Here is a 26365-nt window from a genome sequence, read left to right as displayed (position 1 = left end):
CGCTTAACAGGTAAATGCGTTAAATCAAATATCGTTCACAAAGCTCTGATCAAGAGTGTCTTTTCTGCGCCATAAATATCGCGTATGAACTTCGCCATGAACCCTAAAACACTGCTCGCTTCAGCCCTTATTTTTGCCTTGCCTGCCGCTGCCAGCGCCGAAACTGGTCCTTGGACTGATGTGGCGCCGGGTGCGAAAATTCGTGTGCTAACGTCTGATCATGTGTCGGCTGATGGTAAGATGCTCGCCGGGCTAGAGTTTCAATTGAGCGGTGGCATGAAAACCTATTGGCGCATTCCCGGCGAAAGCGGCATTCCGCTCACAGCCGATTGGAGCAATAGCGTCAACATCGATCATGTCGACTTCTTATGGCCCATGCCCAAGCGCGCGATCAGCAAGGGCTATTTCGATTATGTCTATGATCAGGATTTTGTCTTGCCTTTCGAAATCGCGATCGATGGTGAAAGCGATGGCATGTCGCCCAAGCTTGTCGGTAATCTATTGATGGGAATTTGTGGCGAAATCTGTGTTCCGGTTACCTATGAAATTTCGAAGACATTGGACCTGAGCGCCAAAGACATCTCTGTGAGTTTCAAGTTAGACGCTGCATTGGCTGACGTGCCAATTCTGGATGACCGCCCTAACGCACCGTTTGATGCTGTCTATATTGATGCCACGCAAAATAAGCTGGTTGTACGGCCATCCGATGACTTGCAAGAAAATCAGTCGTTAATACTTGATTTACCAAACCAAAACCTACTTTTTGACGTGCCTCAAAATGGCCCCGGTTCGCAGCTAATCAGTTTTCAACCGCTAAGGGATATTTCCTTGGCCGATCATGTTGGCTCAACAGCACGGTTGACCTATAGTGGTCGCGCGGGCGCCTTTGAAAAAATGGTGCCCATTTTATCGTTTGATGCGATTAACCCGTAAGGGACGCATCGGGGCAAACAGATTTTTGAGAGGGGTTATATGGCTTTGGATATCGGCAGCAAAGCGCCATCGCAGCAGGTTAAACTTGTAAACGCCGAAGGTGCAAAAGATGTTGATTTTGCTGATATTGTGGCAGTAGGAACAACTGTAATTTTCGCGGTGCCGGGTGCGTTCACCGCAACTTGCCACCTCAACCATATGCCGGGCTATATTGGTCTTTCAGACGAATTTAAAAATGCAGGTGTAGATCGCATCCTGTGCTTGTCGGTCAATGATCACTTTGTGATGCAACATTGGGGCGAGCAAACGGGGGCGTTCGGATTTGTCGATTTGATTTCCGATGGCAATGCCGATTTGGCAAAAGCGCTGAAATTGGATAGAGACTTTTCAGCCGCAGGATTTGGCACACGCTATGTTCGCGCTAGCCTTTTGATCAAAGATGGCGTAATTTCCCATGTGGAAATTGAAACGAAGCCGGGCGAAGTTGTGGTGTCCGGTGCGCCGCATATGTTGGATGTGGTAAAAAACAACCACTAGATTTGGTTGTTTCGGGGATAATTCGGGGGGCCTTCGGGTCAAAAGTGAGAAGCATGTCAGTACGCGTAGTAACAAAAAATCTATTTGGCCGTGCCAGCTTTGCTGGAGCAACGGCTATTGTGGGCGCTCTTTTGTTGTCAGGCTGCGTCGGGTCATTCACCGGCGGTGAGTCAGAAAGCAAATATATCAACAGGTCTGCAAGCGAAACTGAAATCGCCAGTTCCGCCCCATCTGCATTGCCCATCATTGCCAGCGAATGCCCCGAAATCAAAATTCGTCCGGGCGGCGAAAGCTTTGCAATCTATTCAAAAGGCCGCAGTGGCGATCCGAAGGGCTTGCGCTATCAAGCCGTGATCGACAAGCAGTCGCGCAATTGCATCGTTTCAAATGGCTTGATCACTGTGAAAATGGGTGTTGTTGGCCGCTTGTTGGCAGGCCCACAGGCCGGCTCTGGCGCAGTTGATGTGCCTTTGCGCTTCGCTGTTGAGCGCGACGAAATGGCGGTCTTTTCTGAGAAGTACAATATCCCGATCACCATCACGCCACCTAATCAGGGCGAAGAGTTCGTCAAGGTTGTGGAAAATGTCGCCATTCCTTATGTGGGCGGCGAACAGATCACCATTTGGGTGGGCTTTGATCCAAAAGGATAATTGGGGGAATCCCCAATAATTGTTGACCTAGCGGAAATTGCTGCTAGGTTGACCACTGCAATGCGGGAGAGATCGGGCCATTGAGCCTGACGCCGAAGGAGCAACCGCCCCGGAAACTCTCAGGCATCAGGGACCGCATGCATAAATAACTCTGGAAAGCGGATTGCTTTTGCAATCACACCGAAGGGGGTAGCCGGAACGTCAGTTCCGGGAAATCTCTCAGGTTTACCCGACAGGGGGGGCGCCAGGCGACATCATTTGTCGCGTTGCTGGCACTTGTCGGATAAACAATTGAGGGAATTATGGCAGGGGCGGATACTTCCAATCTTTTGCAAACGCCATTGAACGACACCCATATTTCATGGAGCGGTCGTATGGTTGGTTTTGCGGGCTATGCAATGCCGGTTCAATATAAAGGCATTGTGGACGAGCACAATCACACAAGAAATGCAGCATCGCTTTTTGATGTGTCGCACATGGGCCAAGTTGCCGTTAAAGGCGCTGACCATGAAACAACCGCGCGCGCGCTTGAAAGCTTGATGCCGGGCGATCTGGTTGGGCTGAAACCAGGTGAAATGCGCTACACGCTTTTGCTAAATGATAATGGCGGTATTGAGGACGATTTGATCGTCACACGGCCAGCCGAAGCGGGCACAGATGGCACATTGCTGATCGTGTTCAACGCTGGTCGTAAAGATCATGACGTGGCCATTTTGAAAGCCGCTCTGGGCGACAAACTGGACATCGACACATTCTTTGACAGCAAAGCCCTTCTGGCGCTGCAAGGCCCAAAGGCGGCTGACGTGTTGTCGCGCTATTGCGATTTGCCACAAAAACTCAGCTTTATGAACGCCGCTGCCACAACCATTGATGGCATCGACGTTTATGTGTCTCGCGCGGGTTACACTGGCGAAGACGGTTTTGAACTTTCTGTTGCCAATGAAGATGCCGTGAAACTGGCTGAATTGCTGGTCAGCAATGACGAAGTTGAACCTGCTGGCCTTGGCGCTCGGGATAGCTTGCGCCTTGAAGCGGGGCTTTGCCTCTATGGTCACGATATGGATGACCAGCGCGATCCCATCAGCGCGGGCCTTATCTTTGCCATTGGTAAAGGTCGCCGCGTTGAAGGCGGTTTCCCCGGCGCATCTAAAATTCAAAAATTGATTGCTGATGGCGTGGCTGAAAAGCGCGTTGGCATTTTGTTTGAGGGCCGTATGCCCGTGCGCGAAGGCGCAGACATTGTTGACGAAAGCGGCACCCCGATTGGCAAAGTTACTTCAGGTACTTTCTGCCCAACCATTGGGTCACCTGTAGCATTTGCCTATGTGCCAAAAGAAAAAGCGAAGATTGGTACGGAATTGACCGCCATTGTGCGTGGCAAGCCGGCTAAAGGCACCGTGACCAAGCTTCCATTCACACCTGCAAATTATGTGCGTCTTTAATCCAAGGGGGAAGAAATGAGCGACACAAAATATACCGAAGATCACGAATATATCCGCGTTGAGGGCAACCAAGGCACTGTTGGCATCACTGATTATGCTCAAGGCCAATTGGGCGACGTGGTGTTTGTAGACGTACCAGAAGTTGGCGCTAAATTCGCCAAAGGCGACGAAGTTGCCGTTGTTGAATCAGTGAAAGCCGCTTCTGAAATCTACGCGCCAGTTTCCGGCACTGTTGTTGCCGTTAATGAATCTTTGGCAGACGAGCCAGGCTTGGTGAACTCTGACCCAGTTGTAAATGGCTGGTTCTTCAAAATCGAAATTGATGACGCTGGCGAGCTGGAAGGCTTGCTCGACGAAAACGCCTATAAGGCGCACATCGACTAAACGAGGACAAATATGCGCTATCTTCCAAATAGTGATCAAGACAGACAGGTCATGCGCGATGCCATCGGCATCAAAAGCGATGACGAGCTGTTTGTACGCGTACCGAAAAAGGTTTTTGACACAGCCAAGCCAGACTTGCCTGATCATCAGCCAGAATTTGCCGTAGAGGCGCATATTCGCCAGCTTGCGGCCAAGAACCGCGCCGGTGGAGATGGTCCATTCTTCGTTGGGGCAGGGGCATATCGCCACCATGTGCCCGCCAGCGTGGACCATTTGATCCAGCGGTCAGAGTTTTTGACCGCCTACACTCCATACCAGCCTGAAATTTCCCAGGGCACGCTGCAAATGTTGTTTGAGTTTCAAACACAAGTGGCCAATTTGACTGGCATGGAAGTGGCCAACGCCTCGCTCTACGACGGCTCAACCGCCGCCATGGAAGCGGTGTTGATGGCCCGTCGTTTGAAAAAGCGCGATGGTGTTGTTGTGTCAGGTGGTTTGCACCCGCAATATCGCGACACCATCGCCACCTATTTGGGCAAAGACCCTGCATTCAAATGCATGCAGGCTGACCCGCAAGCGCAAGAAGACATTGTTGCGCAGATTGACGACAGCACTGCATGTGTTGTGGTTCAGTCTCCAGACTTTTATGGCAATTTGCGTGATTTGCGCCCGATTGCTGAAGCCGCCCATGAAAAGGGCGCACTTTTGATCGCTGTATTCACCGAAGTGGTGTCTCTCGGCGCAATCGAATCTCCCGGCGCACAAGGGGCGGACATTGTGGTTGGCGAAGGCCAATCCATCGGCAACCCACTCACTTTCGGTGGGCCATATGTCGGGTTGATGGCCACACGTCCTAACCTTGTGCGGCAAATGCCTGGTCGCGTTTGCGGTGAAACCGTAGACGCTGAAGGCAATCGTGGCTTTGTGCTGACGCTCTCTACCCGTGAGCAGCATATCCGCCGCGATAAAGCCACATCAAACATCTGCACCAACTCTGGCCTTTGCGCCTTGGCCTTCTCCATCCACATGTCCTTGTTGGGTGAAAAAGGCATCGAGCATTTGGCATTGTTGAACCACCAGCAAGCTGTGAAAACCGCCGATGCCTTGAGTAAGATTGATGGTGTTGAAGTGCTGAACAGCCACTTCTTCAACGAATTTACCGTGAAGCTGCCAAAAGCGGCTGCGCCAATCGTGGAAGCACTGGCCGAGAAGAATGTTCTCGCAGGTGTACCTGTGTCGCGCTTGGAGGCAGGTAAGAAAGAACTTGAGAACCTTTTGGTGGTCGCTGCAACTGAACTGACCAGCGATGCAGATATTGAAGCGCTTGCAAGCGCGTTGAAGGAGGTCATCTGATGTTGAACAATCAAGGCCGTCCAACAGGTGTGGACAATGTTGCCGCATCATCCTCAAATGGCGCAGCTTTGCTGCCATCCGAGCCGTTGATCTTTGAAATTGGCACCAAGGAAAAATCTGGCGTAGATTTGCCTGCGCTTGATCAAAGCGTAGGTTCGAAATTGGGCAGTTTCGCTCGTAAATCAGATATTGATTTGCCAGCGCTAACCGAACCACAAGCTATGCGCCATTATGTGCGCATTTCACGGTTGAACTATTCAATCGATGCAGGCTTCTACCCGCTTGGCTCGTGCACCATGAAGCACAATCCGCGCCTCAATGAAAAAATGGCACGCTTGCCAGGCATTGCGGATATTCACCCACTACAACCACAATCAACTGTGCAAGGCGCAATTGAATTGATGGAAGAGCTGGCGCATTGGTTGATGGAATTGACGGGCACCAAAGCCGTGTCCATGACGCCAAAAGCTGGTGCTCACGGTGAAATGTGCGGCATGATGGCCATCAAAGCCGCCCACGAAGCCAATGGTCAAAGCCACCGCAATATCGTGCTGGTGCCTGAAAGCGCCCACGGCACAAACCCAGCCACTGCGGCATTCTTGGGCTACAAAGTAAAGCCAATCAAAGCCCGCGAAGATGGCACGGTTGACGTACAGGCGGTAAAAGACGCGTTGGATGAAAATGTTGCGGGCATCATGCTCACCAACCCCAACACTTGTGGCTTGTTTGAGCCTGATGTGATCGAAATTGCTGATGCAGTGCACGAAGCTGGTGCTTACTTTTATTGTGATGGCGCGAACTTTAACGCCATCATGGGCGTCATCCGTCCGGGCGACCTGGGCATTGATGCGATGCACATCAACTTGCACAAAACCTTCTCCACGCCGCATGGCGGCGGTGGCCCAGGTGCTGGCCCAGTTGTGCTCTCTGACGCTTTGGCACCTTATGCGCCATTGCCATATGCGAAGCGTGATGGCGACAAGCTCAGCTTGGTGGAAAACAAAGGCGAAGGCAGCGACCATCTTGGCCGTTTGTCAGCTTTCCACGGTCAAATGGGCATGTATGTCCGCGCATTGACCTATATGGCCTCTCACGGGTTGGACGGTCTTGGCCGTGCTGCGCGTGACGCGGTGTTGAACGCCAACTACCTTAAGGCAAAACTGTCAGATCTTTACAATGCGCCATATGGTGATCAGCCTTGCATGCACGAAGTGTTGTTTGATGACAGCACCTTGAAAGGCACAGGTGTTTCAACGCTCGATTTGGCCAAAGCCATGATCGATGAGGGGTATCACCCCATGACCATGTATTTCCCATTGGTTGTCCACGGCGCCATGTTGATCGAGCCGACAGAAAGCGAAAGCCTTCATACGCTTGATCAGTTTATCGGCACCATGCGCGAGCTGATGGAAGACGCTAAAGCAGGCAATGTGGAGCGTTTCACCAATGCTCCAATGAAAGCGCCACTGCGTCGCTTGGATGAGACCCGCGCAGCACGTTCGCCGATCCTAAAATGGGAAGAGCCAACGCAACAAGAAGCGGCAGAATAAGATAAGCCGCCCCATGTGACATCGTGGGGCGGTTTTTTCATCTCCAAAGCGAGGTGAATTGAAACAAAAGCGGTAAAACAATAACAAATAAATACCGCTTCATTAGGCGGTGGGTACTGCAGAACCCGCCGCCTTTTTATTGCTCCAATTGCCATTCATCTTTTCCCCATGATCATCCGACCCGCCCACCGCGAAGAACTTGAAGAGCTGAGCGCACTCTGCCTCCGCGCCAAAGCCTATTGGCCTTATGACGCAGCCTTCATTGAAGCGTGCCGGGAAGAACTAACGATTACCCCGGAGGATCTAGAGCAGCACACAATTATGGTGGGCGAACAGAACAATAAACCGATCGGCGTCATCCGCCTCGACCGGATCGAAGATGGATATGACCTTGATCTATTGTTTGTTGAGCCAGACTATATCGGCATGGGAGTAGGTCGCCAATTACTCGAATGGGGGATCGACCACGCTATAGCGCAAGGATGTCACCTGATAACCACTGTGGCCGATCCGAATGCAGAAGCTTTCTATGCTCATATGGGATTTAAAAGGGTGGGAGAGTACGCTTCGAGTTCAATTCCGGGCAGAACCCTCCCAGCAATGGAACGGGCGCTCTAGTGCGCCCCAGCGCCTTCCGGCGTGTCTTTTGGCAGGCATAGTTGCCAGCAAACGCCAAATTTGTCGCTTACCCAACCATATCGTTTGGCAAAATCATATTCACCCAGCTGCATCATCACATTGCCTTCTTTGGACAATCGTTCATATGCGAGGTCGAGACTGACAGGGTCTTCAAAAAACACAAAGAGAGAGAATGACGGGGTGAAGTCAAAGGGTTGATCGATGGGGCTATCGATCATCAGCAACTGATTGTTCCCGAAAACAAGATTGGCAGATTCGATGGTGCCATCATCGCGGGTGCGCTTGTCGGTGACCAGTGCAGCAGGTATCGCATTCGAATAGTGCGATAGGGCATCGCCAGCATTACCTTTAAACATCAACATTGGATGCAACTTCATAAAATACCTCTTTATTCAATATAGTTGCATTGTGCATAAATTTACGATCAGCTTCAATAAGCCATTGTCGTGTTTGTTGTTTACGTCGCGCAGCGGTGCTAAACCAAAGCGAAGACGAAAGAGGTAAGCGTGCGAAAAATAAGTGTATTCTGGCGGGGGCTAAAAGCAGCATTTGGTGATGAGACCGTCCGCACCATTCTCAGCATGACTATTGCCATCATTTTGTTGGCTGCGTTGGTCTATATGTTTATAGAGGGGTGGGGCTTTATCGATGCGCTCTATTTCACGGTGATGACCATTTCCACCGTCGGTTATGGCGACATCACGCCAGAAACAAATCTGGGCAAGCTGTTCACCATTGTTTATGTGATCTGCGGCATGGGCATATTTGTGGCCTTGGTCACGCGCATTGCCAACACAGTGTTGCGCCAATCAGTTGAAGAGTTTGAGGAGGCTGAGCACCACTCAAAGAAATCAAAAGCGCATAAAGAAGCAGCAGCGAAGTCGCCGGAGGCGGCTATTGGCGACACGCAATTGCCGTCAAAAGACCAATAAAAAAGCGGGCCAAAGCCCGCTTAATTTGTTCAAAACTGATCAAATCAGATTAGTTCAGATTTGCAGAAACATCTTTGATTGCATCATCGATCAGTGCGTCGCCTTTTTCAGACATTTTGTCCGCCAAAACGATCTTTGCAGCTTCCACTGCAATGTCCGCAGAGCGAGCACGCACATCGGCCAAGGCTTGCGCTTCAGCTTGAGCGATCTTTTCTTCCACCGCTTTTGTGCGGCGTGTGATCAACTCATCCAATGAGTTTTGCGCCTCTTCAGCCATCCGATCCGCTTCAGATTTTGCAGCTTCAACAATTTCAGCAGCTTCATCTTCAGCAGCTTTGCGCTTGCGTTCATATTCAGCCAAAAGGGCCTGCGCTTCTTCGCGCAACCGCTTAGCTTCTTCCAACTCATCCGCAATTTGTTTGGATTTGTCGTCCAGCAATGCTGTCACTTTTTTGGGCACGCCCAAATAGGTGATCAACGCCAAAAAGACAACAAGACCGATAAACGCCCAAAAGGTTGCATCTAGTTCCATCTTGTTATCCTTTCACCACTTTCGCGACAGCATCTTTAGCGGCTTTTTGTGCAGTGCGGCCAACAATGTTGGTCACGATTGCCAAAGCTGTTTCAGATGCAATTTCATCAACATTCTCCATAGCAGCTTGCTTGGTTTCGCGAATGTTGTTTTCTGCAGTGGCCATTTTCTTTGCCAAATCGGCTTCGACTTTGGCACGCTTCTTGTCGAGGTCCGCACGGATAGAACCGCGTGTTTCCTCAGCAATATTGTGCGCCTTTTGTTTAGCGTCGGCCAATTCTGCTTCATATGTTTTGATGGCTTGATCGGTTTTCTGCTTCAACCGCTCTGCTTCAGCCAAATCCCCTTCAATGCGATCACGACGCACTTCAAGAATTTCGCCAATGCGGGGCAGGGCAACCTTGCTCATCAAGATATAAAGCGCAGCAAATGTCAGCGCCAACCACAAGAGCTGTGAGCCAAAGGTACTCGGGTCAAAAGGTGGAAATACACCTGTTGCACCGTGGTCCCCGCCATGCGCTTCAGTCGTCGCATGGGTGCCGTCAGTTGTCTCGTGCGAGCTATTTGTATTGCTTGCCATTTGAATACCTGGTTTTTACCGTCGCCTCTAATAGGCAACCAACAGTGCATTTCATTCTGCCAAAAACTGGCGAAAATGCAATGAAAGGCAGCCCATTGATGTACTGGGCTGCCTTAAAACTTTTAACGCGCGTTGATTAAACGGCGAACAAAAGCAAAAGGGCAACCAAGAATGAGAAGATGCCCAAAGCTTCAGTCACCGCAAAACCGAAGATGAGGTTACCGAACTGAGCTTGTGCTGCTGATGGGTTGCGCAAAGCACCTGACAAGAAGTTGCCAAAGATGTTGCCCACGCCCATTGCTGCGCCTGCCATGCCAACACATGCGATACCGGCACCGATAAGTTTTGCTGCTTCCGCTTCCATTTTGAACTCCTTTAAAAGCTGGACCTTATTGCGGCAATTGCCGCATTGTTAGTTGAAAACTGTTAGTTGTTAATGGCTTGGGTGAATTGCATCATTCAGATACATAGAAGTTAGAACCGCGAACACGTAGGCCTGCAAGGCAGACACTAGAAATTCAAGCGCTGTTAGCGCAACGGTCATAGCGAATGGCAAGGTGGCACCCAAAACACCAACCGCACCAAGCGAAGAGAGGCTGACAATAAAGCCGGCGAACACTTTCAAAGTGATGTGCCCCGCAAGCATATTGGCAAACAAACGAACTGAAAGGCTGATCGGACGAGAGAGGAACGATACGATCTCAATCGGAATAACGATCGGCAACACATAACCGGGCACGCCAGCAGGCACGAACAACTTCAAGAAGCCCAAGCCGTTGCGCATAAACCCGTAAATAATCACAACGCTGATCACCAGCATAGCGAGCGCGAAGGTAACGATGATGTGGCTGGTGACGGTAAAGAAGTAAGGCACCATGCCGAACAAGTTGGCCACAAGCACGAACATGAACAGCGAGAACACAAACGGGAAGAATTTCATCCCTTCGGTGCCAGCGCTCGATCGCACCATATTGGCCACAAATTCATAGAGCATTTCTGAGAGAAGCTGCAGACGCCCTGGCACAAGGCCGCGGCCGCGTGTCGAAAGGATCAAAAATGCAGCGATCGCAACAACAGTGATCACCATGAACAAAGCAGAGTTGGTGAATGCGATTTCAAAACCGCCTGTTTCGCCTTCGCCTGCACCGCCAACGGTGAAAATATCAGTGATTTTAAACTGATGAATTGGATCGTTTGCCACGCTCCAGCCCCTTATCGCTAATGCCCTTTTGCGTTCTTATTGTCCGCATCCGAGCCCAAATTCATATCCGGCGTGATTATCGCTTCGGCGTTCATTCGTGCGGCAGATCGCACTACATTCAACACCCCGGCAACAAAGCCCACCAACACCATCACCAATAAAAGCCAAGGCGAAGTGCCCAAACCCATATCAGCAAAATACCCAATAAAGCCCCCCACAATGATCGCTGCGATAAATTCGGTGCCTAAACGCGCCGCTTTCGCGTGACCAGATAGGTGCTCTTTTGGTTTGGTTTCGAATTCGCCATATCCACCGCGTTGCCGTGCTGCCCGAATGCGGGCATCTAGGTCGCCTGTGGGAGCGCTACCCACCAAACTGTCTGAGGCGTCTTTTTTGGCGCCATTTTTATCAGAATTGGACATATTCCCATCCTGCCAAAACTGGCATTTCGCACAAAAAACAGTGCCCCTCAAATTCGGGGGCAACATAGGGCTTTGCCTGTTTGGTGTCAAGATTTGGGTGTGTAAGTTAACCTATTGAAAATAATATAATATTCGACGTGATGGAATCTTTTTATTCGCCCGTTTTTTGTTCATTTTCAACTTTGCACACTTTTTCGCCATAAATTTTAAAGCGCTACCTTCAAGGATTCGGGATTGGCTTGATTTTTGTACATATATGTATAAAATTTTGAAATGATCAAATATCAATTGAATGCTTCGCTCGAGCAATTGGAGTTTACCAACCTGTTGCGAACAGCGTGGCCCGCATTCGAAGTTAGTCATTTTGACCGCATGTTAGCTAGCTGTGCCGCGTATGTATGCGCGAGGGCCGATGGAGACCTGATCGGTTTTGCTAAGCTCATTTCAGATGGGCACCAACATGGATTCGTGTTGGATCCAGTTGTCGCCCCCATATATCAAGGCAACGGTGTCGGGAGTTGCCTAGTGAAAATGTTGGTTGAGTTTGCCTGTACCGCAGAATTGACTTATCTGCATGTAGATTTCGAGCCGTCATTGGCGCCATTTTACAAAAGCCTTGGCTTTAAAATGACAGAAGCAGGGTTGCTTCACATGGGAACTGCATAGCATTGGCCCGGCGCAAATCCTTTCACATAACAGATGCCTACGAAATTTTGCTGGATCGCTTCTGGCGACAGGGGCTGTCGGCGATGAGTGTGAAGGGCATGGCGGATTGTTTAGGGCTCACCCGCTCGAGTTTCTATAATGCCTTTGGAAACCGAGAGACCCTCTTGCAAAATCTGCTGCTGTATTACGAGGTGCAGACCCCACAAATCGCTTTGGTGCTGGCAGAGCCGCCAATCGATGTAAAACAACTGCTGACAAAGCTGATCCGCGAGATGTGTGCTGCGCACCGCGCCGATTTCGACCGCAAAGGCTGTCTTTTGACGAACCTCGCCATTGAAGCGCGCGACAGTGAACCAACCTTGCGCAACATGCTCCTGCAAATCAACACGGATCGCATTGCGCGCTTAATCGAGATTTGCCAATGGGCCGCGACTGCAAAAGAGCTGCCCCGCAACACTGATTGTGAAGAATACGGACATCAATTGTTTGCTCTGTTGGAACAGATCAATCTGTTGGCTCGCAACCTGCCCACTTGCGATCCGCTCGAGGACATCGCGCTCACACAGCTTGCCCGATTGGGGCTTTATACGGAAGATGAGCCGGAGCCTGACCGCGCAACTTGAAGATAAATCTTCGCTCGGCCGCCCCGGATTTAATCCGGGGCCAATCCCTTTTACCCGACATCTTCCAAGAAACTCTCGGCGGTGGTCAAATCTACAGAGACCAAATTGGAAATGCCTTTTTCGGCCATGGTCACACCAAACAAGCGGTCCATCCGTGCCATGGTGATCGGGTTGTGGGTGATGGTCACGAACCGCGTATCGGTTTTGTGCCGCATTGAATCCAGCAAATTGCAGAAACGTTCCACATTGGCATCGTCCAATGGCGCGTCAACTTCGTCCAATACGCAAATGGGGGCCGGGTTGGTAAGAAACACTGCAAAGATCAGCGACATGGCGGTGAGCGCCTGCTCGCCACCAGAAAGCAATGTCATGGTTTGTGGCTTTTTGCCTGGTGGCCGCGCAATAATTTCCAGCCCAGCTTCCAGTGGATCATCGCTCTCCACAAAGGTGAGCTCCGCCGTACCGCCGCCAAACAACTGGGTGAACAAATCTTTGAAGTGATTATTCACTTTATCAAACGCTTCGGTCAGCCGTTGTCGGCCTTCGCGGTTTAGGTTTGAAATGCCCGTGCGCAGTTTGGCAATTGCCGCGATTAAATCTTCGCGGTCAGTCACCATAATGGTGAGCTGCTCTTCGGTCTCGGTTGCTTCTTGCTCCGCCCGCAGGTTCACGCCGCCCAACCGTTCACGCTCGCGCTTTAACCGTTCCAGCTTTGCATCCACCTTATCAAGCTCGGGCAGAGAATCTTCGGGTTTCAGCCCGGCAACCTCGGCAGTGCGGCTGGCTGGAATGTCCAGCGTTTCGGAAACCATCTGCTCAATTTGCATCCGCTGGCTGGCCAACGACTTAAGGCGTTCTTCAATGCGGGCGATCTCTTCACGCACTTTAGCAAGGGCGGAAAGGGCATCGCGGGCATCTTTATCTTCATTGCGCTGGCGTTCCATGGCCACGGCCACTTTGTCCGCCGCACGTCTTTGCGCGTGGGCCGCATCTTCAATCTGGTCTTCCAGCTTCGCGCGTTTTTCGCTGAACTGGTCGGGCGCACTCGCCAATTGTGCCAGTTGCTCGTCAATATCCGCCTTGCGCTTGGCCAACACGTCCAAGTGTGCCTGCGTGTCGTTCAAACGGTTCTGCCACTTTTGCGTTTCAGCGCCGATGCGTTCCAGCCGCTGTTTGCGCATCCGTGCTGCGTTTTCAAATCCGGCCAACCGCATCCGCGCATCGTTGGCCACGCGGCGAAGCTCTGCCAATTGCTGGTTTGCGGCCTCAATCTTTTGCGCCAATGCGCTTTCATCTTCAATCTGCGCCAAAGCTGCTTCTGCATCGGAAACAGCGGCTTGTGCCTCATCATGGCTGGATTTCAATCGAATTTCAGCTTCTTCCAGCGCGGACCGACGAGAAGTAAGGTCCACCAATCCCTTTTGCGCTGCATCCAACGCGCCTTGGGCCACATTGATCAGCCGTTGAGCGTCGCGATAGGCTTGCCGCTTGGCCTGCTCGTCCTGCCGAGCTGCATTCAACTTGGTCGTCGCGTTCTGATGTTGCGCGTCTAGGTCCGCGGCGGCAGTTTTAGCTTTGGCCAAATCCGCCTCAATCTCCTGCAACCGATTGCGCTGTGCCAGCCGTTGAGCCGCTGCGCTCGGCGCATCTGCCCGCGCCACAAATCCGTCCCAACGCCACAAATCGCCTTCCAGCGTCACAAGGGCTTGTCCCACTTGCAATTCATTATGCAGCGCTTTGCCTTGGGCAATGTCCACCAATCCAATTTGCTTGAGCCGCCGCGACACCAAAGTGCTGCCGGTTACAAATTGGCTGAGCGGTGTCACACCATCGGGCAAACTGGGGTCGCCCGCGCCAACTTCAGCGCCCGCCCAATAGAGAGGGGCGCCTGCATCTGAAGAAGCATCCAAATCATCGCCCAGCGCCGCGCCCAATGCGGTCTCGTAACCGGGGGCCACTTGCAGGGCATCCACCACGGCGGGCCATAGCGATTTGTCATGCACATTGAGCATATTGTGGATCGCGTGGGCTTCGGCTTCCAGCCGCGTCACTTCACTTTTGGCACCGTTGCGTGGTTCGGTCAGCGCATCCAAAGCTTGTCGCGCTTGTTCCACTTGCGCCTCAGCTTGGTCTGCCGCTTGCTCACTGGCCGCCAGTTTTGCACGAGCCTCCTCCAGCTCGTGCTCGCGCAGCTGAATGGTTTTGTCTTCTTGCAATTTGGCCACAAGTTGCTGTGCTTCCTCGCGCACATCAGCCAATTGTTGCACCAATTTTTGAGCCCGGACACGGGCATCATTTAAGCTGCGCTCGGTTTGGGCCTTGTGGGCACGCAAATTGCTCAGCTTGTCGCGCTCGGCGCTCAAGCCTTTTTCAAACTCTTCGGTTTCAACGCTGGTGCGCTCGGCCTCTTGTTGGGCCGTGGCCATATCTTTGGCTTCAGCTTCTTCATCAGCCAGCAAACCCTTTTGCTCGTCGATCAGCCCCAGCAAAAATTCCTTGGCCTCTTTCACCTGCGCATCATCACGTTCCACATCGGCATTCACTTGCCGCGCACGGCCTTCCAGCTCAATGCGGCGATTTTTGGCGCGGCGGGCGTCAGCCTCTAATTGCTCCAGCGCCATTTTCACCCGCTGCAATGCAGCTGCGGCCTCGGCCTCGGCCTGCCGCAAAGGCGTCAGTTCCGCCTCCGATTGCTCCAGCTTCTGCCGCGCGCCAAGTTCCACATGGGTTGCATCGGCGAGCAAATTCACCAGCCTTTGATGTTCCGCCTGCGCTTCCTTCTCCGCCACCTTGGCGTTCACCCAGCGCAAATGGAACAGGGTGGCTTCCGCCTTGCGAATTTCGCCCGAAAGCCCGCGATAGCGCGTCGCCTGCCGCGCCTGCCGCTTTAAGTTCTCAAGTTGAGTGCTCACTTGGCCGATAATATCGTCCACGCGGTCGAGATTGTTTTCCGCTGCCCGCAGCCGCAACTCCGCCTCATGGCGGCGCGAGTGCAGGCCGGAAATGCCTGCCGCTTCTTCCAAGATCGCGCGGCGCTGCACAGGCTTGGCCGCAATCAGCTCGCCGATCTGCCCTTGGCGCACCAGAGCTGGGCTGTGCGCCCCGGTTGAAGCGTCCGCAAACAACAGCTGCACATCACGCGCCCGCACTTCGCGGCCATTCACGCGATAAACAGAGCCTTGCTCCCGCTCAATCCGGCGGGTCACTTCCAATTCATCATCTTTATTGAAGATGGCAGGGGCCGTGCGGTCTTTATTGTCCAGCACCAGGCTCACTTCTGCCGAGTTGCGTTGCGGGCGGTTGGATGAGCCGGAAAAAATCACATCATCCATGCCCGAGGCACGCATATTTTTGTAGGAATTTTCCCCCATCACCCAGCGCAAGGCTTCCACAAGGTTAGACTTGCCGCAGCCATTGGGGCCAACAATGCCGGTCAGACCAGATTTGAGGTGAAGTTCGGTGGGGTCGGTAAAGCTTTTAAAGCCGACAAGTTTGAGGCGCGAAAATTTCATCTCGCGCCTCTTATAAAGAAGTGCGAGGGTCTAAAGAAGTGGATCGATTTCTTTAGCCCAATTTTCAAGCGGAACTACCCCTTCAATCAGCTTGCCGTTCACGAAGAACGAAGGTGTCGCGCTCAGGTTAAACTCTTCAATCGCCTGGGTCCGCAACAATTCTAGTTCCTTAAAAAGCGCTTGGTTTGTCAAGCTGGCGTCGAATGTTTCCTGTGTAAATCCGTTATTTAGTGCAATTTCAGCAATTGCATCGCGCGGCGTTTCGGAGGTTGCCCATGTGCGTTGAGTCGCAAAGAACTTCGCCAGGATGTCGTAATAATCCACATTCACGCCTTCTTCTTCGCTTGCAGCGAGCATGTAAACCACTGCATCGAGGATGTTGCGCACGAACGGACGCACCACAAAGCGGATCTTGCCGCTATCGACATATTGCTCTTTAAACTGCGGATAAACTGAGTTGTGGAACGTGCCACAGTGCGAGCAAGTGGGTGATGAATATTCAATCACAGTCACTTTCGCATCATCATTGCCGATCCAACGGTCTTCAAATGCCAATGGCTTCATCAAATCGCCAGTTGGGGCATATTCAGTTGGGGTTTCGTTATCGGCTGTGTTCACTTCGCTTTTGTTGCCAGCTTGTGCATTGCCGTTATTGTTGTCGCACCCGGCCAGCAAAAAGGCACCGGCCCCAGCGCCAACCATCAGCATATGTCTGCGAGAAAGTTCCACGTTCCACTCTCCATCAATTGTTTGATGGCAACTTACACATAATAATGATGGCAGCAAGAGGGCAGGGCGCTAATGCCGTCCTGCCCCCACCTCACATTTGAGTGATGTGGCGCTTATTTCCGCAGCAAATACACGCCGGCCCAGATAAACCAGACGATAAAGCCAAGCCCAAAGATCGAGCCGCCAATCTCTTCCGCACCGGGGAGAAGCGTGGAGAGACCTGCAACACCGATCACCATGCCCCAAATATTGAGCGGCTTTTGCAATTGGTTCGACAAATACGCCCCGAGCGAAATCACCAGCACCCAAAAGCCCCCGGCCAATTCATTGCCGCCGCCAATGCCGTTTTCCACATGCGATAGCGCCAGCATCAATGTCGCCGCACCTTCGGGATCGTTCCCCGCCATGCTCGTCACCGCTTCCAGCGAGATGTTGGACACCATGCCCGCCGCCAAAATCAGCCCGGCCCAGATGATGCCATAGGCCGACCCGATGGCCGCCAAAGTCGGCGCGCCGCCTTTCAATCGGTCATAAAGCGCCACGGCCAGCACCACCATGGCAAAGCTGTTCAAAATCCAGATCACAAAATTCCACACGGCGAGCGTGGTTTTATTGTCGATCATAAATTGAACCTTGTCGGCCGCGCCGCCTTCGAAATAGCCCGCAGGGGCCAACACGGCGAGCAACAAGGCAAAGCCAAACAAATAGGTGCCGCCAGCCACAATGCCCGCAACGCCGCCGGCCTTTTGCAATTTCACATTCATCATTTTCATCCTGCACAATTAACGTGGCTTGCACATAAGGTGCATTGGGCAGAGCGCAAATGACTTGAGAAATCATTTTATTGACCCCACATATCACCCGGCTAATATGTGGGGCAAAGTGGGGGCACGGTGATGGAAAAAGGCAGCGTTTCAGCTGGTTATCTAAAATCAATCTTGGATTATGCGGTAGATAAGGGCGCGTCTCGTTCCGCGCTATTGGCCGCAGTCGACTTGGATGACGCCATTTTCGCTAATGCGGACAACCGCGTGCCGATGGAAAAATTCCGCCGCATGATGCAATTGGGCGCGGAGCACACCAACAACCCGTCCTTTTCGCTGGATTATTGTTGGGACATGCCCTTTGTCCGCACCTCCATTGTCGGGCTGATCGCGGAATCCACCGCCAATATGGGCGAAGCACTGGCGCAGCTCAACCGCTATGGCCAATTGGTGGCCGAGGTCGATATCGGCACCGCAGGCGAACGCTTTGCCCTTGTGCCAGAAGGCAATGAATTGTGGCTGGAAGATACGCGGATCAATCCCAATGAGTTTCCCGAACTCACCGAAAGCACCTTTGGCCGCTTCATCTGCGAGTTCCGCCGCCATTTTGGCGACACCCCCTTCGTCAAACGCATCAAAGTCACCCACGAGAAGCCCGCCCATTATAAAGATTATGACCGGGTGCTGCAGGCCCCGGTTGAATTCGCGGCTGACCGTAACGCCATGGAAATCGAAACCTCATGGCTTACGGTGCAAACCGATTATGCGGACCGCTATGCCTTTGGCATTCTCTCCAAACATGCCGATGCATTGATGAAGGAGCTGGAAAGCAGCAAAACCATAAAGGGCCGGGCCGAAAGCATCATGATCCCTGTGCTGCACACGGGCGAGCTAACCATGGATCAAGTGGCCGAAAAAATGGGTCTCTCCCGCCAAAGCCTTTATCGCGGCCTCAAAGCCGAAGGCATTTCCTTCGAACAATTGCGCGACGACCTCCGCCACAAAATGGCCTGCCACTATCTGGCCGAGAAAAAAGTCTCCGCCAACGAAACCGCCTACCTCGTCGGCTTCTCCGACCCCAGCGCCTTCTCCCGCGCTTTCAAACGCTGGACGGGGCAGGCCCCCGGATCGTGGCAGGCGGTGGGGTAGGGGCGAACTGACACCGCGGTAGCCACACCCGCTACCGTCACCCCGGACTTGATCCGGGGGGCAAGCAGCGCCTGAGCAATTCGCACTGCGCAAAAAAAAACTCTCGCGTCATTGCAAGACCAGCCTCGCGGCGTGAGCGTGTATCTGTCTTGCAATCCATTTCACCTGTCGGCAGTCAGAAGCGGTACATTAGGGTACTACCATTCCAACGCCCACCACCGTCACCCTCGGGCTTGACCCGAGGGTCCAAGCAGCACAAGCGAATCGGCTCAATGCCAAATCACCCACAAATCTGATCAAACAAATCATCCCAGAACGGATTGGATTTCTGGATCAACTCAACCTTCCAAGCCCGCGACCAGCGCTTCAAACTCTTCTCCCGTTGAATAGCCGCGCCAATTTCATCATGCGCTTCAAAATACACCAAGCGCTTTAACTCTTGTGTCTTTGTAAAGCCGTCAACAAGACCTTCGCGATGTTCATAAACCCGCCGCACCAAGTCACTCGTCACCCCAACATATAGCGTGCCGTTCATCTTGTTGCTCATGATGTAAACCCATCCACCCATGGCGAAAACATTGCCGCTACATGGATTACCGGGTCAAGCCCGGTAATGACGGAAGGGGGGGGCAGAAATGACGGGAGAATGTCTGGCAGAGATTTCTCAAACGCATGTGGATTATGGCACCAAGCCAACCACGCCCCATCACGTCACCCTCGGGCTTGACCCGAGGGTCCAAGCACTGCCAGCGCAGTTGCACCGCCCAAACCATCATCCAAGTGATGGCAAGCGCACTCCTGCGGCGTAAGCGTGTATCTGTATTGCCATCCATTTCGCCTGTCGACGTACAAAACAGCGGGTCATAACTACTACATTCACCCACCCACCACCGTCACCCTCGGGCCTGACCCGAGGGTCCATGCAGCGCAAGCAAAGGCGTACGCGATTATTGAATTACAGTGAAGATAGTCCAATCTGGATTCCCGCCTACGCGGGAATGACTTTGAGTTTGTACGAAGCACTAAACCAACCCCAAGTCACCCCGGATTTGATCCGGGGGCCATGAAGCATCGGTTACTTGACACAAAGTCTAGGAATCGCACGGAATGGGCACAGACATATCGAAAGCAATACTTATGAAGTTTAAACTCAAGCAATTTGAAATAGATAAAGACGACCCCTTTGGCCCAAGCGATATCTTAAACCGCAAGGCCCAAGGTGAAGCGCTTGCCAATTTAATCCAGAACGTTGAGCCACCCTTTGTGATCGCGCTTAACTCACCATGGGGTACAGGCAAAACAACATTTGTTCATCAAATGAAACAATATCTGGAAAATCAGGACCATTGCCACCCATGCGTGTACTTCAATGCTTGGGAAACAGATTACCACAGTGATCCGATTATTGCCTTCACAAGCGAGATCATTGACGTGCTCAGTGAAAATGGAAATAGCGGTGCTGAGCAAAAGAAAAATATAGAAAAGCTAAAAGAAACTGCTGGAAAAATTTCTCAGAGGTTGCTGCCTCTTTTGCTGAAGTTTCTAACTCGCGGGGCCATTGATCTTGATAAAGAGATAGAGGATTTCTTAGCCGACGGTGCCGCCGCAGCAGCCTCAGAATTGGTTGATGCATATAAGGGGGAGAAAGATCTCCTCGAGGAATTTAAGCGCACACTTGGAGCTGCAATTGATAATTTAGAGACAAATTGCAAAAGATTGCCACTTGTGATCTTCGTGGATGAATTAGATCGATGTCGTCCAACCTATGCCATCGAACTTCTTGAACGGATCAAGCATATTTTCGACGTCGATAATGTTGTGTTCCTTTGTTCAATTGAAAAACAGCAACTAATGGTAAGCTTGTCCTCAGTTTATGGCAGTGGCACAAACTCGAATGGATACCTGAAACGCTTCTTTGATTTAGAAATTACTTTACAGCGACCCAATCGCTCTCAATTTACCGGAGCATTGGTCCAAAAATTTGGTTTGGCAAATTTCTTCAAAAACAGAAAAGTGGATTTAGAATTAGAAGAGTTTTTCGAATCGGCAGGTCTCCTATTCAGTATTTTTGATGCTGACTTAAGAGCTCAGGAGCATTGTATGTCTGCAGTAGCTGTTGCAGCGTTAATGACTCCAGAAAACCAATACCTTTTTCCCAGAATGTTGTTAGTTTTAATAACCCTAAAAGTTTTCGTGCCTGATCTTTATCACAAATACGCATTCGGGGATGCAAGTGGGAAGGCGACATGGGAAGCTTTGAAGGAGAAATACCCGATCATTTCTAACTTGAATGAAGACGATAAAATACCAATCCAAGCAGAATTAATAATTGCAAAAATGGCGAGATCAGCAATTCAATCTGAAGATAATCAATATTACACAGAGCTTGTAGGAAACCCCCGGGAAGAAGTAGAACGCACTAGACTTGGCGAATATCTAGCATTATTTTCTAGAGGCTATCCTACGCGAAGGCCGCAACTGTCCTACATAGTGAACAAGATTGAACTATCGGACATATCTGACTACTAACCCCGCCCCTTAAGCCCCCGCCCAAGCTTCATCAGTGCCTCGCGCAGTTCCGCATCCTCAATGCCATCCAGCTCTGCATTCAGCTCCGCCTCAACTTTCGGCGTCAGCGGCCGCAACTGAGGCCTTGCATCCTCTTGCTGCTGCGGCAAAAAGGGGCGGCGGGAGGGTTTGATTTTATCCACCAGATAAAAGCCGAAATAGCGGTTGATCGCGCCTTTGATCATGTCGGTTTCGTGGGTGAAGGCGAGGGCGTATATGGGGTCGACGCTCACGGTGAGCACAGCGCCCGCCGCGCCTTCCATTTGCCCGGAATGGGGCCATTTGAGCTGATCGGGGATCACCGATTGATCAAACGGTTCGGGCACAATATGCGCCCAACGGGTCAGCAGTTCGGCATTGGCAAAGCCGCGCTTTTGCGCCAGCGGTTCAATCGCGCGTTCGGCCAGTTCCGAAATCGACATGGCGCGGTTGAAATGCTTATAGGCTCTGGTCTTTTTCTTCTCTGCCATTGCGTGCCCGTTCAAATATGTTGCGCACAAATGGTGCTTTTGGCTTGAGCCAGCGGCGCAACGCAGTACAGTGCCCATCATGCATGAAAAAATCTCAAAAACTAGGGGGAAAAATGCCCCCACTTTAGACGCGGAAGCGATGCTCGACTGGTATGATCGTTCGGCCCGCACCCTGCCATGGCGCGTGGGGCCGCAGGCGCGGGCAGAAGGGGTGTTGCCCAACCCTTATTTCGTCTGGCTGTCGGAGATTATGTTGCAGCAAACCACCGTGCCCACGGTGGGGAAATATTTCGCGGCCTTCACCAGCACGTGGTCGACCATTTTTGATTTGGCCGCCGCCCCGCGCGACGATGTGCTCAAAGCTTGGGCGGGCCTTGGCTATTATGCCCGCGCCCGCAATCTGCACGCCTGCGCCCAGGTGCTGGTGGACGAGCACAATGGCATCTTCCCCGCCAGCGCCGAGGAGTTGCAAAAACTGCCCGGCATAGGGCCTTACACCAGCGCCGCCATCGCCGCGATTTGCTTTGATGAGCAAGTGGCCGTGGTGGATGGCAATGTGGACCGGGTGGTGGCGCGCTATACTGCACTGGAGAAGTCGGTGCGCGACGAAAAGCCCTTTGTGCGCGACGTGGTGGCGCGGTCCGTGCCCAAGCGGGCCGGGGACTTTGCCCAAAGCCTGATGGATTTGGGCGCCACCATTTGCGCCCCGAAACGCGCCAACTGTCTGATTTGTCCCATCGCACAAAACTGCGCGGGCAGAAAATCCGGCGCGCCGGAAAACTATCCGGTGGCCGCGCCGAAAAAGCCAAAACCCCAGCGCTTTGGCCATGCCTTCGTGGTGCAAAACAAACAGGGCGAAATCTTCCTGCGCCAGCGCCCGGAAAAAGGCCTGCTCGCCGCCATGACCGAAGTGCCCGGCAGCGAGTGGATTGGCGAGCGCACCGAACCTGAATTTCCATTCGTGGGCGATTGGCACAAGCGCGGCACCATCGACCATGTGTTCACCCATTTCGCCTTGGAAGTAACCGTCTGGTTCATCCAAAGCGACAGGCCGCCGGCGGCTGAAGGGTGGTGGCAGCCGCGTGAAACCGTTGAGGGGGAAGCCTTGCCGACCGCCTTCAAAAAAGTGCTGCAAAAGGCGTTGAAATAGCCCTTAGCGCAAAATCTTCGCGGCGATGGGCGGGGCCAGCAGGTTTAAAAACCGCAGCAATTTAGCTTTGCCCACCCAGATTTCATGCTGCCCTTTGGCAAGACCATTCACCACCTCAAGCGCTGCCTGTTGCGGGGTAATCTTTCCGGTGCCACGCCCAGTTGTCATCTCCGTATCCACCAGCGCCATCACCGCTTCGCTGACCTGAATCTGCGGCGCTTCATCCTCACATTGATAGCGGATCGCGCGGCTAAAATTGCGCACGCCCGCCTTTGTGGCGCAATAAACGGGGGAGGCCGCTTTCGGCGCAATCGCCAGCCCGGTGCTGATATTGCAGATCAACGCCCGCTCTTGCCGCGCGAACTGCGGCAACAGCCCAAGACTCAAAGAGATAAGCGCATCAAGATTGAGCGCAATTTCATTGCGCCCATCCGCAATATTCTGTGCTGTATTGCCTGCGAGCGCATCCATCTCAACCTGCCGCGCTGCGTTGTTGATCAGCACATTCAGGTCCAAATGTGCGGTGCGCAGAAATTCAATCAGTCGGTCAACCGCTTCAGCCTGCGCAAGGTCACAAACATAGGGCGTCACCGCTTGAGGGAATTGCTGTTGCAGCCGCCGCAAATCATCTTCATTGCGGCCCACCACAATAAGCTGAGCCCCCCGCGCGATCAGCAGTTTTGAAATCTCCAGCCCAATGCCCCGCGCACCGCCGGTCACCAGCGCCTTGCTGCCCGAAAAGTCAAATCCCATCACCACACCTCATTTACAATCAAATTGTTGAGTGTGATAATTGAGCAATTACTCAGTTTTGGAAACTCGCATTTGACTTCGCCCGTCGCACAACCCGCCAGCCCCCGCAAACAGCCGCGCCAAGCACGCGCTCGCGCCACTGTCAACGCAATTTTGCAGGCCAGCACTCGCATTTTACAAACGCACGGGTTGGAGAAACTCAACACCAACCACATCGCCGAGGTGGCTGGGGTTAGCGTGGGTACGCTATACCAATATTTCCCAAGCAAGGATGCAATCCTGATCGAACTGATCCGGCAAAAGCGCAGCCAATTGCACGATGCATTGGCAGACGCGGCAGCGCAAACTGCTGAACTGACGCTGGAGCAGGCATTGGACAATTTGTTGCGCGTGACCATCGCCCACCAATTGCGCTGGCCGATGGTGGGACGTACGCTCGACTATGCCGAAAGCTTCCTGCCTCTCGCTGACGAAAGCCTTGCCTTCAAGCGCGGCCTCACGGAAATCATTTCGACAATGCTCGTCAAATTCGCAGTGCCAAATGCTGAGATGGTGGCGCGTGATTTGATCTTCGCTTTAAACGGGTTGATCGAGGGGATTTTGGCCACGCAAAACGCAGATGCGGACCAAATCTTTGCCCGCGCGCAAATTTTGGCACACGGCTATATAAAAGCGGCCGGAGAAAACTGAAATTTGCTGAAATTATCTAAAACTTTTTGGAGTTTTAGCGGACAAGAAAAAGCCGCTGATCCAACTTAGACCAGCGGCGTCAGGTTGCCTGTATGCAGTACTGGAGGTCAGGCTGATAATTTCTCCATGCGCGAGCGAATGTCCGCGCGTAATTCGTCAATCAAAACAAGGTCTTTGCCCTGTTGGATGTGCCAATAGGTCCAGCCATTACAGGCCGTTTGCCCTTGCACCGCGGCCCCCACTTTGTGGATCGAACCTTCATGCCCTTCGCAGGCAAGGGAACCATCGGCGCGTACAACCGCTTTGAATTTCTTTTTTGAATCCAACAAGATAGCGCCCGGTTCCACCATGCCTTGCTCGATCAAAGAGCCAAACGGAATCCGCTTTTCCGCGCGCTTGCCCTTCACTGTTTCCAGCACCACCTTGTCCAGCGGCTTGATGGTCGCAATGCGTTTCAGCGCCGCGTTGATATAATCGCTCTCGCGCTCAATCCCGATAAAATGGCGGCCCAGTTTCTTGGCCACAGCACCTGTTGTGCCGGTGCCGAAAAACGGATCAAGGATCACATCGCCCGGCTTAGTGGTTGCCATAAGCACCCGATATAAAAGCGATTCTGGCTTTTGCGTTGGGTGCACCTTGTCGTCATTCTCATCCTTCAACCGCTCTTGCCCCGTGCAGATCGGGAACAACCAATCAGACCGCATTTGCGTGTCATCATTGGCCTGCTTCAGCGCGTCATAATTAAAGACAGGCTTTGAATCTTGACTTTTACTGGCCCAGATAAGTGTCTCATGTGCATTAGTAAATCTCGTGCCGCGGAAGTTTGGCATCGGGTTGGATTTACGCCAAATAATGTCGTTCAGCATCCAATAGCCAAGGTCTTGCAACGTCGCGCCAACGCGGAAAATATTGTGGTAAGACCCGATCACCCAAATCGCGCCATTCGGCTTGAGAATGCGCTTTGCAGCAGCAAGCCAGTCGCGGGTGAATTTGTCGTAATGGGCGAAATCATTGAACTTGTCCCAATCATTATGAACACCATCCACATGTGACTGGTCCGGGCGTGTAAGCCCCTTATCCAATTGAAGAAAATAGGGAGGATCGGCAAACACCAGATCAACTGACCCGGCGGGCAGGGCATTCATCCGTTCGATACAGTCGCCAACCAAAATGGTGTCGATTGGCAAAACTTCTTTCGCTTCCTCAGAAGCTGGCGCCATATCCCGCGCCTCGGAACCCAACTCACGCAACATTTACTTAACCCTAACGCAATACTACCTCGCCAGTTGTAATTTGTTAGGGTTAAGCGAGCTTTAAATCTTATGGTAAACCAAAAGTAAATATTGAGCTCTCGGGCCTAAAGTGCTGTTTTGAATCACTTTTCTTTCGCGATTATTTCTGCGATCGGCTTAAAATCTTTGCGGTGGTGATAGCAGGCACCATGGTCGAGCAAGGCAGTCAAATGCTGCTTGGTGCCATATCCCTTGTGCTTCAAAAATCCGAAATGCGGCGCATCGCGTTCCATGATCTCACACGCACGATCTCGCGTGACCTTGGCGATGATCGAAGCCGCAGCGATGGATAAGGACCGACTATCCCCCTTAATCAAGGAGTGACCAGCGCAGGGCAGGTTAGGCGGCACATCGCGACCGTCAATCAGCGCAACGTCCGGCAACTGGGCCAAAGCCTCCACCGCGCGACGCATGGCAATTAAAGTCGCGCCACGAATATTGTGCGCTGCGATCATCTCCGGCGGTGCGCTGGCAATGCCCACAAAGGCGCCGCTTTTGAATATCTCATCATAAAGCCGGTCGCGGGCCTTCTCTGTCAGTTTCTTACTGTCATTCAATCCATCGGGCACATTGGCCTGATTCAAAATGACAGCAGCCGTTACAACGGGCCCGGCCAACGGGCCACGGCCTGCTTCATCTACACCGCATACAATATTGCCTTGCTCGCGAAACGAGTCTTCGAGTGACATGTCGGGGTCGCCAAAAAGATCTGACTGAGAAGTGGGGTGTGAATCGCGCTTAGCCATGCCATTTTGTGCCATAGAGATTGGCGGTAGGGAAGGCGAAACAAAAATGTCCGCCGACTTTCAAACCGAATTGACGGCTGATAAACTATTGAAACAAA

The 26365-nt window shown here is 52.3% G+C and carries 30 protein-coding genes and 1 riboswitch; of the genes, 16 read left to right on the top strand and 14 right to left on the bottom strand.

From position 1 onward, the window contains the following. Nucleotides 1–96: 96 nt before the first annotated feature. The 8 genes from ACP15Y_RS05170 to ACP15Y_RS05135 all read left to right on the top strand — a co-directional run bounded on the left by ACP15Y_RS05170 (nucleotide 97) and on the right by ACP15Y_RS05135 (nucleotide 7467). Entirely contained in the window at nucleotides 97–933 is an 837-nt protein-coding gene (locus ACP15Y_RS05170; RefSeq protein ID WP_424981930.1) for a protein-disulfide reductase DsbD domain-containing protein, read from the top strand. A gap of 39 nt (nucleotides 934–972) precedes the next feature. Further along, on the top strand, nucleotides 973–1470 hold the full coding sequence (locus tag ACP15Y_RS05165) for a peroxiredoxin (protein WP_424981929.1): 498 nt from the start codon (nucleotides 973–975) through the stop codon (nucleotides 1468–1470). Between the two features lie 53 nt (nucleotides 1471–1523). Further along, nucleotides 1524–2120 (top strand): hypothetical protein, encoded by a 597-nt coding sequence (locus tag ACP15Y_RS05160; RefSeq protein WP_424981928.1) that lies wholly within the window; start codon nucleotides 1524–1526, stop codon nucleotides 2118–2120. Between the two features lie 53 nt (nucleotides 2121–2173). Then, a riboswitch (glycine riboswitch) is annotated at nucleotides 2174–2266 on the top strand. Nucleotides 2267–2422: 156 nt separating this feature from the next. Then, entirely contained in the window at nucleotides 2423–3562 is a 1140-nt protein-coding gene (gcvT, locus tag ACP15Y_RS05155) for a glycine cleavage system aminomethyltransferase GcvT (protein WP_424981927.1), read from the top strand. 15 nt (nucleotides 3563–3577) lie between these two features. Beyond that, complete coding sequence (gene gcvH / locus ACP15Y_RS05150) at nucleotides 3578–3946, top strand: glycine cleavage system protein GcvH (protein WP_424981926.1); 369 nt, start codon at nucleotides 3578–3580, stop codon at nucleotides 3944–3946. Between the two features lie 12 nt (nucleotides 3947–3958). After that, nucleotides 3959–5299, top strand: a complete 1341-nt coding sequence (gcvPA, locus tag ACP15Y_RS05145) for an aminomethyl-transferring glycine dehydrogenase subunit GcvPA (protein ID WP_424981924.1) — start codon at nucleotides 3959–3961, stop codon at nucleotides 5297–5299. After that, the gene (gcvPB, locus tag ACP15Y_RS05140; RefSeq protein ID WP_424981923.1) at nucleotides 5299–6849 is read left to right on the top strand and encodes an aminomethyl-transferring glycine dehydrogenase subunit GcvPB; all 1551 of its coding nucleotides are present in this window, start codon (nucleotides 5299–5301) and stop codon (nucleotides 6847–6849) included. The genes gcvPA and gcvPB overlap by 1 nt, the downstream gene beginning before the upstream one ends. Nucleotides 6850–7017: 168 nt before the next feature. Continuing rightward, nucleotides 7018–7467: a GNAT family N-acetyltransferase gene (locus ACP15Y_RS05135; protein ID WP_424981922.1), complete on the top strand. Its 450-nt coding sequence runs from the start codon at nucleotides 7018–7020 to the stop codon at nucleotides 7465–7467. On the opposite strand, the gene ACP15Y_RS05130 is transcribed toward ACP15Y_RS05135, so the two are convergent. Further along, nucleotides 7464–7865 carry a VOC family protein gene (locus ACP15Y_RS05130; protein ID WP_424981921.1) on the bottom strand — a complete coding sequence of 134 codons (402 nt, stop codon included), beginning with the start codon at nucleotides 7863–7865 and terminating at the stop codon, nucleotides 7464–7466. The genes ACP15Y_RS05135 and ACP15Y_RS05130 overlap by 4 nt on opposite strands. Before the next feature lie 129 nt (nucleotides 7866–7994). Between ACP15Y_RS05130 and ACP15Y_RS05125 the strand changes: the two genes are divergently transcribed. Next, nucleotides 7995–8420, top strand: coding sequence for a potassium channel family protein (locus tag ACP15Y_RS05125; RefSeq protein WP_424981920.1), 426 nt, complete (start codon nucleotides 7995–7997; stop codon nucleotides 8418–8420). A gap of 49 nt (nucleotides 8421–8469) precedes the next feature. On the opposite strand, the gene ACP15Y_RS05120 is transcribed toward ACP15Y_RS05125, so the two are convergent. The 5 genes from ACP15Y_RS05120 to ACP15Y_RS05100 form a co-directional block, all read right to left on the bottom strand. Beyond that, entirely contained in the window at nucleotides 8470–8952 is a 483-nt protein-coding gene (locus ACP15Y_RS05120; protein ID WP_424981919.1) for an ATP F0F1 synthase subunit B, read from the bottom strand. 4 nt (nucleotides 8953–8956) lie between these two features. Then, complete coding sequence (locus ACP15Y_RS05115; RefSeq protein WP_424981918.1) at nucleotides 8957–9532, bottom strand: F0F1 ATP synthase subunit B; 576 nt, start codon at nucleotides 9530–9532, stop codon at nucleotides 8957–8959. Between the two features lie 136 nt (nucleotides 9533–9668). Further along, nucleotides 9669–9896, bottom strand: coding sequence for a F0F1 ATP synthase subunit C (locus tag ACP15Y_RS05110; protein WP_236113365.1), 228 nt, complete (start codon nucleotides 9894–9896; stop codon nucleotides 9669–9671). 69 nt (nucleotides 9897–9965) lie between these two features. Continuing rightward, nucleotides 9966–10733: a F0F1 ATP synthase subunit A gene (locus ACP15Y_RS05105; RefSeq protein ID WP_424981917.1), complete on the bottom strand. Its 768-nt coding sequence runs from the start codon at nucleotides 10731–10733 to the stop codon at nucleotides 9966–9968. Between the two features lie 17 nt (nucleotides 10734–10750). After that, entirely contained in the window at nucleotides 10751–11155 is a 405-nt protein-coding gene (locus tag ACP15Y_RS05100) for an AtpZ/AtpI family protein (RefSeq protein ID WP_424981916.1), read from the bottom strand. 273 nt (nucleotides 11156–11428) lie between these two features. Between ACP15Y_RS05100 and ACP15Y_RS05095 the strand changes: the two genes are divergently transcribed. Then, entirely contained in the window at nucleotides 11429–11821 is a 393-nt protein-coding gene (locus ACP15Y_RS05095; protein WP_424981915.1) for a GNAT family N-acetyltransferase, read from the top strand. Between the two features lie 83 nt (nucleotides 11822–11904). Beyond that, nucleotides 11905–12444, top strand: a complete 540-nt coding sequence (locus ACP15Y_RS05090; RefSeq protein ID WP_424981914.1) for a TetR family transcriptional regulator C-terminal domain-containing protein — start codon at nucleotides 11905–11907, stop codon at nucleotides 12442–12444. Between the two features lie 50 nt (nucleotides 12445–12494). Here ACP15Y_RS05090 and ACP15Y_RS05085 read toward each other — a convergent pair whose 3' ends face one another. From ACP15Y_RS05085 to ACP15Y_RS05075, 3 genes are all read right to left on the bottom strand, one after another. After that, nucleotides 12495–15956 (bottom strand): AAA family ATPase, encoded by a 3462-nt coding sequence (locus ACP15Y_RS05085; RefSeq protein WP_424981912.1) that lies wholly within the window; start codon nucleotides 15954–15956, stop codon nucleotides 12495–12497. 30 nt (nucleotides 15957–15986) lie between these two features. Continuing rightward, nucleotides 15987–16685 carry a thioredoxin domain-containing protein gene (locus ACP15Y_RS05080; protein WP_424981911.1) on the bottom strand — a complete coding sequence of 233 codons (699 nt, stop codon included), beginning with the start codon at nucleotides 16683–16685 and terminating at the stop codon, nucleotides 15987–15989. Between the two features lie 113 nt (nucleotides 16686–16798). Then, nucleotides 16799–17452 carry a DUF4386 family protein gene (locus ACP15Y_RS05075; protein ID WP_424981910.1) on the bottom strand — a complete coding sequence of 218 codons (654 nt, stop codon included), beginning with the start codon at nucleotides 17450–17452 and terminating at the stop codon, nucleotides 16799–16801. Nucleotides 17453–17581: 129 nt separating this feature from the next. Here ACP15Y_RS05075 and ACP15Y_RS05070 point away from each other — a divergent pair, with 129 nt between their 5' ends. Then, nucleotides 17582–18598 carry an AraC family transcriptional regulator ligand-binding domain-containing protein gene (locus ACP15Y_RS05070; protein WP_424981909.1) on the top strand — a complete coding sequence of 339 codons (1017 nt, stop codon included), beginning with the start codon at nucleotides 17582–17584 and terminating at the stop codon, nucleotides 18596–18598. 280 nt (nucleotides 18599–18878) lie between these two features. Here ACP15Y_RS05070 and ACP15Y_RS05065 read toward each other — a convergent pair whose 3' ends face one another. Beyond that, complete coding sequence (locus tag ACP15Y_RS05065; protein ID WP_424981908.1) at nucleotides 18879–19166, bottom strand: GIY-YIG nuclease family protein; 288 nt, start codon at nucleotides 19164–19166, stop codon at nucleotides 18879–18881. Between the two features lie 67 nt (nucleotides 19167–19233). Here ACP15Y_RS05065 and ACP15Y_RS05060 point away from each other — a divergent pair, with 67 nt between their 5' ends. Continuing rightward, a complete protein-coding gene (locus ACP15Y_RS05060; RefSeq protein ID WP_424981907.1) occupies nucleotides 19234–19407 on the top strand; it encodes a hypothetical protein in 174 nt (57 codons plus the stop codon). A gap of 328 nt (nucleotides 19408–19735) precedes the next feature. Next, nucleotides 19736–21127 (top strand): KAP family P-loop NTPase fold protein, encoded by a 1392-nt coding sequence (locus ACP15Y_RS05055; RefSeq protein WP_424981906.1) that lies wholly within the window; start codon nucleotides 19736–19738, stop codon nucleotides 21125–21127. On the opposite strand, the gene ACP15Y_RS05050 is transcribed toward ACP15Y_RS05055, so the two are convergent. Beyond that, entirely contained in the window at nucleotides 21124–21636 is a 513-nt protein-coding gene (locus tag ACP15Y_RS05050; protein WP_424981905.1) for a DUF721 domain-containing protein, read from the bottom strand. The genes ACP15Y_RS05055 and ACP15Y_RS05050 overlap by 4 nt on opposite strands. Nucleotides 21637–21715: 79 nt before the next feature. Here ACP15Y_RS05050 and mutY point away from each other — a divergent pair, with 79 nt between their 5' ends. After that, complete coding sequence (gene mutY / locus ACP15Y_RS05045) at nucleotides 21716–22786, top strand: A/G-specific adenine glycosylase (RefSeq protein WP_424981904.1); 1071 nt, start codon at nucleotides 21716–21718, stop codon at nucleotides 22784–22786. Between the two features lie 3 nt (nucleotides 22787–22789). Here the strand turns inward: mutY and ACP15Y_RS05040 are convergent, their stop codons facing one another. Beyond that, on the bottom strand, nucleotides 22790–23539 hold the full coding sequence (locus ACP15Y_RS05040; RefSeq protein WP_424981903.1) for an SDR family oxidoreductase: 750 nt from the start codon (nucleotides 23537–23539) through the stop codon (nucleotides 22790–22792). A gap of 72 nt (nucleotides 23540–23611) precedes the next feature. On the opposite strand from ACP15Y_RS05040, the gene ACP15Y_RS05035 reads away from it, so the two are divergent. Continuing rightward, nucleotides 23612–24229 (top strand): TetR/AcrR family transcriptional regulator, encoded by a 618-nt coding sequence (locus tag ACP15Y_RS05035; RefSeq protein ID WP_424981902.1) that lies wholly within the window; start codon nucleotides 23612–23614, stop codon nucleotides 24227–24229. 107 nt (nucleotides 24230–24336) lie between these two features. Here ACP15Y_RS05035 and ACP15Y_RS05030 read toward each other — a convergent pair whose 3' ends face one another. Both ACP15Y_RS05030 and ACP15Y_RS05025 read right to left on the bottom strand, forming a co-directional pair. Further along, nucleotides 24337–25482, bottom strand: coding sequence for a site-specific DNA-methyltransferase (locus ACP15Y_RS05030; protein ID WP_424981901.1), 1146 nt, complete (start codon nucleotides 25480–25482; stop codon nucleotides 24337–24339). 122 nt (nucleotides 25483–25604) lie between these two features. Then, complete coding sequence (locus tag ACP15Y_RS05025; protein ID WP_424981900.1) at nucleotides 25605–26210, bottom strand: ribonuclease HII; 606 nt, start codon at nucleotides 26208–26210, stop codon at nucleotides 25605–25607. Nucleotides 26211–26365 lie beyond the last annotated feature (155 nt).

Source organism: Maritalea sp. S77, assembly GCF_049801075.1.
Classification (GTDB): Bacteria; Pseudomonadota; Alphaproteobacteria; order Rhizobiales; family Devosiaceae; genus Maritalea.
Note: the sequence above shows the minus strand (reverse complement) of the source record. Positions and strands in the feature narration are given on the sequence as shown.